Origin of the sequence: Actinoplanes sp. NPDC051859, assembly GCF_044452725.1 — a bacterium.
GTDB lineage: Bacteria > Actinomycetota > Actinomycetes > Mycobacteriales > Micromonosporaceae > Actinoplanes.
Genome location: NZ_JBITBX010000010.1, coordinates 61375 through 75708, shown reverse-complemented (window position 1 = coordinate 75708; position 14334 = coordinate 61375). Strand labels below are relative to the sequence as shown.

General features: G+C 72.8%; 13 protein-coding genes and 1 riboswitch. Of the genes, 8 read left to right on the top strand and 5 right to left on the bottom strand.

The features are described from left to right. Positions 1-78 precede the first annotated feature (78 nt). Positions 79-203, top strand: a riboswitch (cobalamin riboswitch). A gap of 33 nt (positions 204-236) precedes the next feature. Genes ACIA1L_RS24380 through ACIA1L_RS24365 form a run of 4 tightly spaced genes read left to right on the top strand, consistent with a single transcriptional unit; the run spans position 237 to position 4706 of the window. Further along, positions 237-2345 carry a VWA domain-containing protein gene (locus ACIA1L_RS24380; protein WP_396075203.1) on the top strand — a complete coding sequence of 703 codons (2109 nt, stop codon included), beginning with the start codon at positions 237-239 and terminating at the stop codon, positions 2343-2345. Next, positions 2345-2947 carry a cob(I)yrinic acid a,c-diamide adenosyltransferase gene (gene cobO / locus ACIA1L_RS24375; protein WP_396075202.1) on the top strand — a complete coding sequence of 201 codons (603 nt, stop codon included), beginning with the start codon at positions 2345-2347 and terminating at the stop codon, positions 2945-2947. Before ACIA1L_RS24380 ends, cobO begins: the two co-directional genes overlap by 1 nt. After that, the gene (locus ACIA1L_RS24370) at positions 2944-4302 is read left to right on the top strand and encodes a cobyrinate a,c-diamide synthase (RefSeq protein ID WP_396075201.1); all 1359 of its coding nucleotides are present in this window, start codon (positions 2944-2946) and stop codon (positions 4300-4302) included. Before cobO ends, ACIA1L_RS24370 begins: the two co-directional genes overlap by 4 nt. Continuing rightward, positions 4299-4706, top strand: coding sequence for a cobalamin biosynthesis protein (locus ACIA1L_RS24365; RefSeq protein WP_396075200.1), 408 nt, complete (start codon positions 4299-4301; stop codon positions 4704-4706). The genes ACIA1L_RS24370 and ACIA1L_RS24365 overlap by 4 nt, the downstream gene beginning before the upstream one ends. Here the strand turns inward: ACIA1L_RS24365 and ACIA1L_RS24360 are convergent. Beyond that, positions 4703-6178: a glutamate--cysteine ligase gene (locus ACIA1L_RS24360; RefSeq protein WP_396075199.1), complete on the bottom strand. Its 1476-nt coding sequence runs from the start codon at positions 6176-6178 to the stop codon at positions 4703-4705. The genes ACIA1L_RS24365 and ACIA1L_RS24360 overlap by 4 nt on opposite strands. 94 nt (positions 6179-6272) lie before the next feature. Here ACIA1L_RS24360 and ACIA1L_RS24355 point away from each other — a divergent pair, with 94 nt between their 5' ends. Beyond that, on the top strand, positions 6273-6626 hold the full coding sequence (locus ACIA1L_RS24355) for a DUF3817 domain-containing protein (RefSeq protein ID WP_396075198.1): 354 nt from the start codon (positions 6273-6275) through the stop codon (positions 6624-6626). Between the two features lie 9 nt (positions 6627-6635). Here ACIA1L_RS24355 and ACIA1L_RS24350 read toward each other — a convergent pair whose 3' ends face one another. Continuing rightward, positions 6636-7178, bottom strand: a complete 543-nt coding sequence (locus ACIA1L_RS24350) for a hypothetical protein (RefSeq protein WP_396075197.1) — start codon at positions 7176-7178, stop codon at positions 6636-6638. Between the two features lie 142 nt (positions 7179-7320). Between ACIA1L_RS24350 and ACIA1L_RS24345 the strand changes: the two genes are divergently transcribed. Beyond that, entirely contained in the window at positions 7321-8274 is a 954-nt protein-coding gene (locus ACIA1L_RS24345) for an iron-containing redox enzyme family protein (RefSeq protein WP_396075196.1), read from the top strand. Between the two features lie 24 nt (positions 8275-8298). Here ACIA1L_RS24345 and ACIA1L_RS24340 read toward each other — a convergent pair whose 3' ends face one another. Continuing rightward, positions 8299-8577, bottom strand: coding sequence for a CDGSH iron-sulfur domain-containing protein (locus tag ACIA1L_RS24340; RefSeq protein WP_396075195.1), 279 nt, complete (start codon positions 8575-8577; stop codon positions 8299-8301). Between the two features lie 1866 nt (positions 8578-10443). Continuing rightward, positions 10444-10548 (bottom strand): pentapeptide repeat-containing protein, encoded by a 105-nt coding sequence (locus ACIA1L_RS24335; RefSeq protein ID WP_396075398.1) that lies wholly within the window; start codon positions 10546-10548, stop codon positions 10444-10446. A 420-nt stretch (positions 10549-10968) separates the two neighbouring features. Between ACIA1L_RS24335 and ACIA1L_RS24330 the strand changes: the two genes are divergently transcribed. Then, positions 10969-12234 (top strand): hypothetical protein, encoded by a 1266-nt coding sequence (locus tag ACIA1L_RS24330; RefSeq protein ID WP_396075194.1) that lies wholly within the window; start codon positions 10969-10971, stop codon positions 12232-12234. A gap of 193 nt (positions 12235-12427) precedes the next feature. Next, positions 12428-13552, top strand: coding sequence for a SigB/SigF/SigG family RNA polymerase sigma factor (locus ACIA1L_RS24325; RefSeq protein WP_396075193.1), 1125 nt, complete (start codon positions 12428-12430; stop codon positions 13550-13552). A gap of 3 nt (positions 13553-13555) precedes the next feature. Here ACIA1L_RS24325 and ACIA1L_RS24320 read toward each other — a convergent pair whose 3' ends face one another. Continuing rightward, positions 13556-14281: an STAS domain-containing protein gene (locus ACIA1L_RS24320; RefSeq protein ID WP_396075192.1), complete on the bottom strand. Its 726-nt coding sequence runs from the start codon at positions 14279-14281 to the stop codon at positions 13556-13558. Between the last annotated feature and the right edge of the window lie 53 nt (positions 14282-14334).

Genomic DNA, 14334 nt, shown 5'->3' with positions numbered 1-14334 from the left:
GCTGTCCTGCGAGTGCCGGGTGGCGGCCGGGTGAGGATGGCCACGACGGGTCGCGTTGACGGCGCGGGCGGCGGTGCGACAGAGTGACCGACGAGCGGTAGCGGAGGAACCCGGTGCAAATCCGGGACGGTCCCGCCACTGTGACCGGGCGGCTACGGCCGCCTGGGAGTCAGGAGACTCCTGCCGCTCGCTCCCTTTGACACGCGGGCGTGGACACCCGCGGGAAGGATCGTGGCGTGACGCCGTACCCGTTCTCCGCCGTCGTCGGGCTCGACGATCTGCGCCTTGCCCTGCTGCTCACGGCGGTGTCTCCGGCCGTCGGCGGGGTGCTCGTCCGCGGCGAGAAGGGCACCGCCAAGAGCACCGTCGTGCGCGCCCTCGCCGCGTTGCTGCCCGAAGTCGACGTCGTCCGGGGCTGCCGGTTCGCCTGCGACCCGACGGCGCCCGACTCCGGCTGCCCAGACGGCCCGCACGAGGCCGACGCTCCGCACGGGCACCGGCCCGCCGCGTTGGTCGAGCTCCCGGTCGGCGCCACCGAGGACCGGGTGGTGGGCACGCTCGACATCCAGCGTGCGCTCGCAGACGGTGTCAAGGCGTACGAGCCGGGTCTGCTGGCCGCGGCACACCGGGGCGCCCTCTATGTCGATGAGGTCAACCTGCTGCCCGACCACCTGGTGGACCTGCTGCTGGATGCGGCGGCGATGGGCCGGGCACATGTCGAGCGCGACGGCGTGTCGGTCAAGCACGCCTCCCGGTTCCTGCTGGTGGGCACGATGAACCCGGAAGAGGGCGAGCCGCGGCCGCAGCTCGTCGACCGGTTCGGGCTGGTGGTGACCGTGGCGGCCCCTCGGGACGCGGTGCAGCGGGCTGAGGTCGTCCGGCGACGGCTGGCGTACGAGGCAGACCCGGCCGGGTTCGCGGCCAGCTTCGGTGCCGCCGAGGAAGCTCTCGCCGCGCGGATTGTGACCGCGCGGGCCGCCCTGCCCGCGGTGCACCTGCCGGACGCCGAGCTGGACCGGATTGCCCGGGTGTGTCTCGCGTACGGGGTGGACGGCATGCGCGCCGACATCGTGGTGGCCCGGTGCGCGGTGGCCCTTGCCGCCTGGCACGGCCGGGACCGGGTCACGGCCGACGACATTCGCGACGCCGCCCGGCTGGCCCTGCCGCACCGCCGCCGCAAGGACCCGCTGGACCCGCCCGGCACCGATGAGCAGCGCCTCGAAGAGGCCCTCGAGCAGGCCGACGCGGAGGCCCCGCCGGAGTCCGACGACGACCCGGACGGCGGGCCCGACGGCGGCAGCCCGGACGGTGGGCCCGACAACGGTGGTGGGCCCGACAACAACGGTCCAGACAACGGTCCTGACCAGGGCGAGCCCGGTGGTAGCGGTCCCGGCAGCGGTGCTGCGGGTGCCGACCCCGGCGGTGGTGCGGATGACCGTGGTCCGGAGCCCGCAGCCGACCGGGATCCGCGGGACGCCGCGGATCCGCGGGAGCACACTGAGGACAAGCCTGGGCAAGCCGCCGGCGGTGCGGCGCAGGCGGGAACGGCGTACCGGCCGCGCACATTCCGCATCGGCGCGCGCGGTGAAGGCGGCCACGCCGGTCGACGCTCACCGGCCTTTGCGCGCCGCGGCCGCGTGGTCGGCTCCCGGGTGCCGCACGGCAAGCTGGCCGGGGCGCCGCACCTGCCGGCCACGCTCCGGGCAGCCCTGCACCGGCGGGCCACCGCGACACCCGTTCCCGGGTCGTTGCGGGCCGTCTCCTGCGTGCAGCCGCGTGACCTGCGTGAGGCGGTGCACGTCGGGCGGGAGGCCAACCTGGTCCTGTTCGTGGTCGACGCCTCCGGCTCGATGGCGGCCCGTCAGCGGATGACTGTGGTCAAGACCGCTGTGCTGTCGCTGCTGCGCGACGCGTACCAGCGCCGGGACCGGATTGGCATGATCACCTTCCGGGGCTCCACGGCCGAGCAGGTGTTGCCACCGACCTCCAGCCACGAGGTCGGTGTGCTGCGCCTCGCGAGCCTACGGACCGGGGGCCGCACCCCCCTCGCGGCCGGGCTGCGGCAGGCCGCCGCCACCAGCGCCACCGAGCGCCGCCGCGATCCGCGCCGCCGCCCGTTGCTGGTGGTCGTCACCGACGGGCGAGCCACCAGCGGCGGCGACCCGGTCGAGGTCGCGCCCGCCCTCGCCGGGGTCGCGACCGTCGTGGTCGACTGCGAGTCCGGCCCGGTGCGGTTGGGCCTGGCCCGCCGCCTGGCCGCCGCCCTGCACGCCGACGTCATGCCGTTGGACGCACTCGCTGCCAACGGGCCGGGCGCCCACGGATCCCACCGGAGGGCTGCCTGATGCCGCAGGGACAGGTCACCTCGGTGCCGAACGACGGCCTCACCACCCGCCAGCGTCGCCGCCAAGCCGTCCTCGCCGTGCACACCGGACACGGCAAGGGCAAGTCCACCGCCGCGTTCGGCATGGCGCTGCGGGCGTGGAGCGCGGGCTGGCCGGTCGGCGTCTTCCAGTTCGTGAAGAGCGAGAAGTGGAAGGTCGGCGAGGAAACCGCCCTCAAAGCCCTGGGCGCGGTGGACGGTGGCGCGCCGGTCGCGTGGCACAAGATGGGCGAGGGCTGGTCCTGGATCCAGCGCGCCGGCACCGAACGGGACCACGCCGCCGAGGCCGCCGAAGGGTGGGCCCAGATCAAGCGCGACCTCGCCGCCGAGACGCACACCTTCTATGTGCTCGACGAGTTCACCTATCCGATGAAGTGGGGCTGGGTCGACGTCGCGGACGTGGTCGCCACCCTGCGGGACCGGCCCGGCACCCAGCACGTGGTCATCACCGGTCGCGACGCCCACCCCGACCTCCTCGCGGCGGCCGATCTGGTCACCGAGATGACCAAGGTCAAGCACCCGATGGACGCCGGCCGGAAGGGCCAGAAAGGCATCGAGTGGTGATCCCCCGGATCGTCATCGCCGCGCCCGCCTCGGGACACGGGAAGACCACTGTTGCGACGGGCCTGCTGGCGGCGTACGCAAAACGGGGTCTGTCCGTCGCGCCCTTCAAGGTCGGGCCGGACTACATCGATCCCGGCTATCACGCGCTCGCCGCCGGTCGGCCCGGCCGCAACCTGGACCCGGTCATGGTCGGCGAGGACCGGATCGGGCCGCTGTTCGCACACGGCTCCGCCGGCACGGACCTCGCGGTCGTCGAGGGCGTCATGGGGCTCTACGACGGCCGGACCGGCGCCGGTGACACCGGTTCGACCGCGCAGGTGGCGGCCCTGCTCAACGCCCCCGTGCTGCTGGTCGTCAACGCCGCCGCGCAGGGTCGGTCGGTCGCTGCGCTGGTGCACGGCTTCCGCAGCTTCGGCAGCGTGCGGATCGGCGGTGTGATCCTCAACCAGGTCGGCTCGGACCGGCACGAGACGATCCTGCGCGAGGCGTGCGAAGAGGTCGGCACCCCGGTCCTGGGCGCCATGCGCCGCGCCGCCGCGGTCGAGGCGCCCTCGCGGCACCTCGGCCTGGTCCCCGCCGCGGAGCGTCGCGCGGAGGCGCTCGCGTCGGTCGAAGCCCTGGCCGCGCTCGTCGAAGCCTCGGTGGACCTCGACGCGGTGCACGCGCTGGCCCGCTCGGCGCCCGCTTTCAGCGCCACCGCCTGGAGCCCCACGGCCGAGGACCCGGTGCCGAGCCGTCCGGTGGTCGCGCTCGCCGGTGGCCCGGCCTTCACCTTTGCGTACGCCGAAACAGCCGAACTCCTCACCGGAGCCGGAGCGGACGTCGTGGTGGTCGACCCCCTGCGTGACGAAGCCCTGCCGCCCGGCACCCGCGCGCTGGTCGTCGGCGGCGGCTTCCCCGAGGTGTACGCCGCCGAGCTGTCCGCCAACGAGCCGTTACGCCGCGAGGTGGCCGCCCTGGCCGCGGCGGGCCGTCCCATCGTCGCCGAGTGCGCGGGCCTGCTGTGGCTGTGCCGCAGCCTCGACGGCGTCGACATGTGCGGCGTCCTGGACGCGGAGGCCGCCATGACACCGTCGCTGACCCTGGGCTACCGCGACGCCGTGGCTCTGTCCGACAGCCCGCTCCTGCCCGCGGGCGCTCGGATCACCGGCCACGAATTCCACCGCACGACGGTGCATCCGCGGTCAGGCTTGCTGCTGCAGCCGGCCGGGGGAGCGGCCTGGGCCTGGCGCGACGCCGACCCGGAGGGCTTCGCAACGCCCAGCCTGCACGCCTCTTACCTACACCTGCACTGGGCCGCGGACCACGCCCTCGCCCACCGCGTCGTCTGCGCCGCAGCTGCCGTCCCGGCGTGATCACGCCGCCTTCCGCCGCCGAACCGGCTGCTTTGCCCGGCGTCGTTGTCGGGATCGGTGTGCGGCCCGGTGTGCCGGCGGCGGTGGTGGACGCGGCGGTTGATGCGGCGTTGCTCCGGGCTGGGCTGAGCGCGGCCCAGGTCGTTGCGGCCGCGACCCTGGACCGCCGGGCTGCCCAGCTGGCGCCGGTTGTCGAGGCCCGGGCTTGGCCGCTGCTGGCTCTCGCGCCGGACCGGCTCGTCGAGGCCGGCACGCCACACCCGTCCGACCGGGTAGCCGAGCTCGCGGGGGTGCCCAGCGTCGCTGAGGCGGCCGCCCTCGTCGGGGCAGGTCCGGGCGCCTACCTGCTCCTGCCCAAGCAGATCATCGGGCCGGTCACGGTGGCGATCGCGCACCGCCCCTAGGGCAGCGGCCATTCGTGGACCGGCACGTTCTCGTGCATCGGCGGCAGGTAGCGACGCAGCATTTCGTGCAGGGCATCCTGCCGGTCCAGGCCGTCACCTTCGAGGGCGTGCAGGGTCTCCACCTGCCAGGTGGCGCCGTTGCGGCCGGTGAGGCAGCGTTGCTCGATGATGCCCAGCAGCCGCTCCCGTTCGGACTGGGACACCCCCCACTTCTCCAGGCCCTCGTGGGCGAGCGGCAGCAGGCGGCGCAACACCAGCTCCGACACGGGTACGTAGCCGAGGCCGGGCCAGAAGACCGAGGCGGCGATGCCGTGCCGGGCGCAGGAGTGGAAGTTCTCCTCGGCGGCGCTGAACGACATCTGGCTCCAGATCGGACGCTCAGCCTCGGCGAGCGTACGGACCAGGCCGTAGTAGAAGGCGCCGTTGGCGACGGTGTCGACGACGGTCGGGCCGGCGGGGAGCACCCGGTTCTCCACGCGCAGGTGCGGGCGGTCCTTCACGACGGCATAGATCGGCCGGTTCCAGCGGTAGACCGTGCCGTTGTGCAGGCGAAGCTCGCTGAGCTGCGGAATGTCGCCGCTCTCGAGGATCTGCTCGGGGTCCTCGTCGTCGCAGATCGGCAGCAGCGCCGGGAAGTAGCGGACGTTCTCCTCGAACAGGTCGAACACCGAGGTGATCCAGCGCTCGCCGAACCACACCCGGGGCCGTACGCCCTGGGCGCGGATCTCCTCGGACCGGGTGTCGGTGGCCTGCTCGAAGAGCGGGATCCGCGTCTCGCGCCACAGCTCCCGCCCGAAGAGCAGCGGCGAGTTGGCGCCGAGGGCCACCTGGACACCGGCGATGACCTGGGCCGCGTTCCAGTACGCGGCGAACTCGCTCGGACTCACCTGCAGGTGGAACTGGGTGCTGGTGCAGGCCGCCTCGGGGGCGATGGAGTCGGTGGTCACCGCGAGCCGGTCGATGCCGTCGATGCGGATGTCCAGGTCCTCGCCGCGGGCCGCGAAGATCTGTTCGTTGAGCAGTGCGTACCGGGGGTTGGCCGACAGCGCCGCACCGGTCAGGTGCTCGCGGCGCAGGGTCGGCAGGATGCCGATCATCACCATGTGCGAGCCGGTGGCCTTGGCGTGCTCCTCGGCGTTGTTCAGACTGGCCCGCAGTTCCCGTTCGAGGTCGGCGTTCTCGTCACCGGCCAGCCGTCGCGGCGCGACGTTTATCTCGATGTTGAACTGGCCCAGCTCGGTCTGGAAGTCCGGGTCGGCCAGCGCGGCGAGCACTTCCGCGTTGCGCATGGCCGGGTCGGCGTTCCCGTCGACCAGGTTGAGCTCGATCTCCATCCCGGTGAGCGGCCGCTCGAACTCGAACCGCGACTCGCGCAGCATGGCGGCGAACACGTCGAGACTGCGGCGGATCTTGTGTCGGTATCTGGTCCGGTCCTCGCGGGAGAACTCTCGGCTCTCGACCTCTTCGCCCACCGCGCACCCACCCTTCCGCGAGCCCACATCTATGATCTGCCCAGTCCGCCCTCGGCGCACGGCACGCGCCGACCTGTCCTTCGGAGGTGCGTGCGTGCGCCGCATACCTGCCCTGTTCGCGACCGTTGCAATCGCCGAGGCGGTGAGTTGGGCGCTGTTGCTTACCGGCATGTTCTTCAAGTACGTGGTGGTGCACAACGAGATCGGGGTGAAGATCGCCGGTCCGCTCCACGGGGCATTGTTCGTGGCTTACCTCGCGGTGACGGTGGTGCAGGCGCGGGCCGGGCGTTGGCGGTGGTGGGTGACACTGATCGCGCTGGCGAGTTCCATCCCGCCGTTCGCCACCATCGTTTTCGAGCGTTGGGCGCGCGCGAAGGGTCTGGTGCGGACGGCGGACGCGGAGCCCGTCAGCGACACCCTACAGAAGGTCACCGCTCATCGACACTGATCGCTGACTTTATCGCAGCCAGGCCGCGGCGACGGCGCCGGTGACGGTCAGGCCCAGGGTGGCTTGGATCAGCAGTCCCGGTCCGAGGTGCGACCACAGCGTCGGGATCCGCGGCGTGTACGGCTGCAGCGTCTCCAGGTTGATCAGCTGGTGCAGCCGTACCGGCAACTCGGGATCCTTCTGGGCGACCGTGCGCGCCTGGACGAGGTCGCCACGGTGCAGCGCTGACTGGGGCAGCTGTCCGTGCAGCTCCACCTCGTACGTCTGCCCGAGCTCGTCGCGCAGTCGCACCGGGGTGACCAGGAACTCGGGACCTTTTTTCAGGTCCTTGAACGAGCGCCGGGAGCCACCGCGGCCGCCTTGGCGGACGAGTGTCAGCAGCAGGGCGCCGAGAGCCTGTGCGACCGATGCCGTCAGGAACACCGCGAGGGCGAGTGGCTGCCCAACCTTCACTTCCCGCGTGTACGAGGGCAGAAATCCGACGAACCGTCCGGTGATGACCGGCCCGGCGTGTCGGAGGACCCGCTCGCGGAACAGTTCGGTGTCGTCCATCTCCTTATCGTACGGAGAGCGACTGCTTGGCAACCGTGAGTGAGTGCAGCTTCATGTCTCATTCGTCACCGGAGCGGGCATGATCGTTTGACCGGGATCGGACCGGGAATCCCTGCGGTCCGACTCTCCCAGGAAGTGGTGCATGAAACTACCCGCACCCCGCGGCACCCACTCGGATGTCGTCATCGCCGCCCTCACCCAGGACCCGCACCCGTTCACCGTGGCCGCCCCGGACTCCGAAGAAGACCTCCACCTCAGCCTCTTCGTCCTCTACGAACTGCACTACCGCGGCTGGGACGGCGTCGACGACCGCTGGGAATGGGACCCCGGCCTCCTCGGCGTGCGCGCTGGCCTCGAAGCCCGCTTCGAGGCAGAACTGCGCCGCCTGCCCGTCCCCGCGGACACCAGCGACGTGCCCCGCACCCTCATCGCCATGACCAACGAGTCCGGTGGTCCCTCGCTATCCGGATACATCCGCGGCCGCGCCACCCTGGACCAGTTCCGCGAATTCGCCACCCACCGGTCCGTCTACCACCTGCGCGAAGCAGACCCGCACACCTTCGCGATACCCCGGCTCAGCGGCGCCGCCAAGGCCGCCCTCATCGAAATCCAGATCGACGAGTACGGCCAAGGCACGGCCCGCCGCATGCACCAGGAGATGTTCAAGGCCACCATGACCGCGCTCGGCCTCGACACCACCTACGGGGCCTACGTCGACGCGGTCGGTTGGCAAACCCTGGCCAACAACAACCTGATGTCCCTCTTCGGGCTGCACCGGCGGTGGCGCGGGGCGCTCCTCGGGCACCTCGCCGCGTATGAGATGACGTCCACCGGTCCGAACCGCAACTACGGCAACGGCCTCCGCCGCCTCGGTGGTGACGCCGCGGCCACCCGGTTCTACGACGAGCACGTCGAGGCCGACGCGGTGCACGAGCAGATCGCCGCGTACGACATGTGTGGCTCGTTCTGCGCAGCCGAACCCGAGCTTGCCGCCGACGTGCTCTTCGGCGCCCGCTGCGTCCTCACGCTGGAGGACCGCTGGGCAGAGCACGTCCTGTCCCGCTGGGCGGCGGGGGAGACGTCGCTGCGCGCGTGAGCCGCTAGCTGCGGGCGTGAGCCGCTACCGGTTGCGAGGTGCGGGCTCGGCCCGGCCGGTTCCGGCGCGAAAACCGACCGCTTTGTGCGTACCGTCGCAGAAGGGTTTGATCGCCGACCGTCCGCACCGACACAGCGCAACCGTCCCGCGGCCCGGCTCGATGATCTGGCCGTCCGGGGTCCGCAGGGTGAACTCGCCGCGCACGATCAGCGGACCATCCTGGTATGGGACGACGACCGCGCCGCGCTCGCCCGCGTTCTCCGGGCTCACCGGCACCGACGCGGCCGCTGAGGTGTCAGTCATGGCGCTGCGATGCCCCCGGTCCGGCCCGGGGAAACGCCAACACCGGACCCGTCCGTCTACCGATTGCGCAAAACCGGCCCGGAGCTGCCCCGTTCACGGTGAACTTGAGGCGGAACGCCTGGCATGGGCGAGCTACGGGGGTGGAACAGCATGGGCTTGGTCGGCATGAAATACATCAACCCGGACAGCGTCCTCGCGCGGACGGCGTGGGAGATGGTCCAGGCACACGCGGGCGGACTCGGCCCGCACGACGGCATCACCATCTGCCCTGTCTGCGGCGAAGCCCTCCCCTGCACCGCCGGCCGCTACGCCGCCGAAGTCGTCGCCGCGGCCGGCCTCGCCGAAAGCTCCGGCCTCGTCCAGGCAGCACGCGGCGGCCCCGGCGCCTCCGCGCTCGGCCTGCCCACCACAGCCGTCCAACAGGACACCGTCGCCATGCAGTCCCGTCCCGGACCCGGCTACCTGCCGTCCACCTCCGCGGCCGACCTGCTCGCCACCCCGGCCACCCCGCCACCCACGTCGTCTTTCTCCCCGTACGCCTCGGCCCCCGGCTTCCCGCCCGCCGACGCCCCGCCCGGAGACACCCCTACCTTTCCGCAGCCCGAAGCGTCCCTGCCCGCACCGGCATACCATCCGCTGACCCCACCGACCTTTGACCGCGCCGCGCACCCGCCCACCCCGGATCCGTTGACGGCCCCCGACTTCGACCGTCCCGCGTACCCGGCCGATCCCGGACCCGAACCAACCGGCCTCTCCTTCTCCGCGCCCATGTCCGCGCCCCCGGTCCAGGGCCCGGTCCCCGCCTTCGACACCCCGACCATCAGCCCGCCTCGTCCCACGCCCGGCGTCGACGGACCCGGCTATGGCAATGCGGCGGGCTCTCCCGGCCTGGACCCCGCCGCGTTGTCGGCCGGCCCGGCGCCCGGCTCCGCTGCAGGCTCCGGGTCGGCCGGCCCGGCGCCCGGCTCCCCTGCAGGCTCCGGCATTCCCGGCCCTGGCCCCTACCCGGATGCTGCACAGGGCTCGGCCGGTCTCGGCGCCGCACCCAGTTCGGCTGTGCCCACCCCTGGCGCTACGCCCGGCCCGACCAGCTCCGGCGCGGCTAGCACTTCGGCCTTCCCTCCTGCCCACGCCGCCCCTCGCCCCGGACCGTCTTCGTCGGGCGGCCCCGCACACCCGAGCGCGCCCCCCGGACCAACCGGGCCCGGCGGTGTACCCAGACTGACTGGTCCGGCCGCTGCCCCGATCCCAGCAGCCGCCCCGCCGCAAGCCCATTCCGACGGCCCACAGTCCCGGGCTCCGCAACCGCACAGTCCGTTGCCGCACACCGCACAGCCACAAAACTCGCTTCCGCAGGCCCCGCAGCCGCAAAATCCCCTGCCTCCTGCCGCGGTCTCGCCCAGCGGTCACCCATCGGCCCTCACCCCGCCCACGCTCACCCCGCCCAGCCTTAGCCCGCCCAGCCTTAACCCGCCCAGCCTTAACCCGCCCAGCCCGGCCCGTCCGCCCGGCGCACCACCCGCGTCGCAGCCGCCTGCTGGTTCACCAGCCTCCGCCCCGTCCACCGCCCCGCCGCTGGCCGGCGCGATTCCGCCAGCTGTCCCGCAGTCCTTCGCAGCCGGACCCCGTTCATCAACCGTCAGCCCGCCACCCGCTGCGCCGCCTTCGGCGGTGCTCCCGCCCGCGCCCCAGGCGCCACCTGCTTCCCGCCCTAGCCCACCGCCCGTTGCCCCGCCCGCGGGTCACCCCAGTCCCACTCAGTCAGGTCTTGCCCAGCCGGGTCCCGCTCAGTCAGGTCCCGCTCAGTCAGGTCCCGCCCAGTCGGGTCTCGTGCAGTCAGGTCCCGCCCAGTCGGGTCTCGTGCAGTCAGGTCCCGCCCAGTCGGGTCTCGTGCAGTCGGGTCCCGCCCAGTCGGGTCTCGTGCAGTCGGGTCCCGCCCAGTCGGGTCCCGCTCAGTCGGGTCTCGTGCAGTCGGGTCCAGCCCAGTCAGGTCCCGCCCAGTCGGGTCCGGGTCAATCGAGTCCTGCCCCGCGCGGACCGGCGCAGCCGGGCCCAGCGCAAACCGGACCCGCCCGACCCGGACCCGGCATGCCCGGCGCCACTCCATCCGGTCTTGTCCCGCCCGGTGCGGTGCCCTCTGGCTTTCCTCAGCCCGGCCAGGTCCCACCAGGTCTCACCCAACCCGGCTCTGGACAGCCCAGCGACGGCATGCGATCCGGCTTGACTCCGCCGCCCGCCCAGCCAGGAGCCGCCCCTCCCGGTGGCGGAATTGCGGGGGCTGCCCACCCCGGCAGCGCCGCTCCGGTGGCGACGCACCCGTCGCCAGCGGCGCCTTCGGTGCAGGCTCCCGCTGGTGCCGTCCGGCCCGCTCCAGCGCAGATGCACCCTGGCATGGACCCGCTCCAGCTCGGGCCGCCGCTGTTTGCCTTGCAGAACCGTCCGCTGGACGCGCCGCGCTTCACCCCGTCGGTGCGCCCACCGGAGGCTGCGCCGCCTGCCCCCGTCCCGCCGAGGGTGGCTGGGGCCGCCGCCGCAGCACCTGCCGCCGGCCAGGCCGGTGCGGCACCCGCCGAGCAGCCCGCAGCCCCGGCCTCGATCCCAGCCGCCGCTGCCGGCGACGCACCCGCTGCGGCACCCGCCGCCATGACCCGCGCTGAGGCCGCCCGCGCAGCAGCCTTGGCCGCGCTCAGCGACCCGTCGCTTTCCGCCCCGGCGGAGAGCACTACGGCCTCGGCCCCGGCCACCCCAACGGACGCCGCTCCCATCATCGAGGACGCACCCACCAGCCAGGTTGCACCCGCTGACGCTGCGCCCGCTCCTCAGGAAGCGCGGGCGACCTCGACCACCGGTGCCGATTCGGCGTTCCGTACCGGGCCTCGTACGGCCGCGGCCCCTGGGGGTGCGGCCGCCGACAGCGCTCCGGCGGCGCCCAAGCCGTCGACCGCCGAGAGTGCGTTCCGCAATGCTGACCCGGTAGCCCGTCCACCGCTCGAAGCGCCGCAGCTGGGCCAGCAGAGCCGACGCCCGGAGGAGCCGGCAGCGTCCGGTCTTGCCGGCACCATGCTGGCCGGCTTCGTCGATCCGGCATCCGCTGACGCGCAGCCGGCGGCCGAGGCGCCAGCTGACTGGGGAGCGTCGAATCTTGACCAGGCGGTGGCCGCTCAGTTGGCCCAGCCGGCAACGGCTGCACCCCCAGTGTCGCCCGCTGCTGCGGCTGGGGGCCAGCCGGCCGCTTCCGAACCGCCGTCGGGTGGTTTTGACCTGTCGTCGGCTTTCCAGCGTCCGTCGGGAAAGGTCGACCGTCCGGCGCCCACTGCGTCACCGGCGCCCAGCATGAACGCGTCTGCTGCTGCGGAGGCGCCGTCCGGCCTGGGTCGGCCTGCGCCGGCTGCTGCACAGGCGGCTGCCGGTCTGCACGCGCCCGCAGCCTCGGACGCGCCGTCGGGCCTGGGCCGTCCCGCTCCTGGTCCGGCTGCGCCTTCTGGGCTGAATCGCCCGCCGGCGGCCGCGCGCCCGGGGCGGCCGCCGCTGGAGGCGCCTGATCTGGGGCAGATGAATCGCCGCCCGGACGATGAGGCGGCGCCGCAGGGTCCGGCCGAACGCCGCCCCGCGACCGCGGGAGGGGACGACGCGCCGAGTGGTCTGCCCGGTCGGTGAGTCACTCGGCGGCGCGACATTGGTGGTGCGCCGGCATGACAAGCAGGAAACAAAGCTGGTAACGAGTCGTACACTGAACGTCACTATCGTGGTCGATGCCTTTCGGTCTGTGCCGGCTGGGGGATCAGCGTCGCTGGGAGCGGGGCCCGGTGTCATTGCACGGGTCCGCCGTGCCCGGTCGAGGGGAAGCAGGATGCCCGCACAAGAGCAGTCACCGGCGCGCGCCCTCGAGGATCTCGACGCGGCGGCGGCCGAGTACGCCTCCCGGGCCGAGTGCGCCACCGCCGCGGAGCGAGCCGTCCTGCGTAACGAGCTCGCCCGGGTCTGCCTGCCGTTTGCCGGTCGGATGGCCCGTCGCTATCGGGGCCGCGGGGAGTCGTTGGAGGACCTGGAGCAGGTCGCGCGACTCGGCTTGCTCAAAGCCATCGACCGCTACGACCCCGAGCGCGGGTCCTTCACGGCGTACGCGGTCATCACGATTTCCGGTGAGATCAAGCGGCACTTCCGTGACCGGACGTGGGGGGTGCACGTGCCGCGGCGGATTCAGGACCTCAGCCTCGAGGTCGGCCATGCCGCGATGCTGCTGACGACGGAGTTGTCGCGAGCACCGACGACGGCCGAGCTGGCGGCGCAGGTGGGCGTGAGCGAGGCGGCGGTCCGGGAAGCGCAGGAGTCGGCGGCCGGGTATTCGCCGTCATCGTTGAACGCCCCGGCCGGCGGGGAGGGCACCGCCGAGTTCGGCGACCTGATCGGCGACCCGGACAGCGACCTGGAGATGGTCGATGACCGGCTGACGGTCGCTAAGCTGCTGCTGCGGTTGCCGGTCCGGGAGCGCAGAATGCTGGCGATGCGCTTCTATGGCAACCGGACGCAGGCGGAGATCGCCGCGGAGCTCGGCATCTCCCAGATGCACGTGTCGCGCATGCTGAGCCGGTCGCTGGCCTGGCTGCGGGAGGCGATGCTCAGCGACGTGCCGCCGCGCTGGGAGGGGGCGAACCCCGCCGAAATGCCGGGCATGCGGGTCGCGGTGGAGCAGGTCGGGACCGTTTTGACCGTACGCGTGCACGGCGAGGTCGACCGGGACACCGCAGAACGTTTGCGGACGTCCCTGCGCTACGGCATCTCGACGGCGGCGCCGGGTGCCCGGCTGGTGATCGACCTGACCGCCGTTCCGTTGGTCGACGCCGCCGGGGTTTCGGCCCTGCTCGATGCCGCTACGACCGCGGCGGACGCGGAGATCGACGTCGTGGTGACCGGCGCCCAGCCTTACGTTGCTCGGATTCTCGGTGTCTCCGGTCTGCGCGCCCAGCTGCGGTGACGCTCAGATCAGCAGTGATGCCCAGACGACCTTGCCGTCTTCGCAGGGCAGCCACCCCCATGAGTGGGCGCTGGCGGCCACCAGCATCAATCCCCGTCCGCCAGCCGCGGACGGCACGGTGGCGCCGGCGGGCACCGGGGGAGTGGTGGAACCGTCGCTGACGGCCAGGCACAGGAAGCGGCCGCGCAGGGTGAGTCGCAGGTCCATGATCGTGCGCGCGTGGTCGATGACGTTGCTGACGAGTTCGCTGGCGATGAGACTGGCCGGGGCGATCAGGTGCGGCACGTCCCACCGTATGCATGCTTCGGTGGCGACGTTGCGGGCCTGTCGCGCCGCCCCGAGCATGGGCAGGAGCTCATCGCACAGGGAGGCCGGCACCCGGGGGTCCTTCTCCAGCAGCTCTTCCGCCGCGGCCACCGAGGGCAGGACGGGCAGTCGCCGGTACGCCGCCATCGTGAGGATGCGCCGCGCCTCGGGCTGCGGGCCACAGACCAGCACCGGGACGCCGGGCCAGCGCTGCGCCTGACGGGCGACCGTGGCGAAGACAGCGAGCGCGAGCGGCTCACGGACCTCGAGGTCGGGAACGTTGATCAGCAGGGCGTCGGGCTGCTCGGCGAGGCACTTCATCAGCCGCATCCGGACCGTGGCGACGGTCGCCAGGTCGAGGCTGCCGGAGATCGTCACGACGAGCCGACCGGCGTCAGCCTGCACGAGCGCCTGAATGCTCACGCCGATCCCCCTGCCCGTTGATGCGTCCGGATACCCGCGGTCGCGCCGGGGAA

Coding starts and splice junctions, on each gene's coding strand:
- ACIA1L_RS24345 (WP_396075196.1), top strand. CDS start 7,321: ATGAAACTACCCGCACCCCGCGGCACCCACTCGGATGTCGTCATCGCC.
- ACIA1L_RS24330 (WP_396075194.1), top strand. CDS start 10,969: ATGGACCCGCTCCAGCTCGGGCCGCCGCTGTTTGCCTTGCAGAACCGT.
- ACIA1L_RS24350 (WP_396075197.1), bottom strand. CDS start 7,178: ATGGACGACACCGAACTGTTCCGCGAGCGGGTCCTCCGACACGCCGGG.
- ACIA1L_RS24325 (WP_396075193.1), top strand. CDS start 12,428: ATGCCCGCACAAGAGCAGTCACCGGCGCGCGCCCTCGAGGATCTCGAC.
- cobO (WP_396075202.1), top strand. CDS start 2,345: ATGCCGCAGGGACAGGTCACCTCGGTGCCGAACGACGGCCTCACCACC.
- ACIA1L_RS24340 (WP_396075195.1), bottom strand. CDS start 8,577: ATGACTGACACCTCAGCGGCCGCGTCGGTGCCGGTGAGCCCGGAGAAC.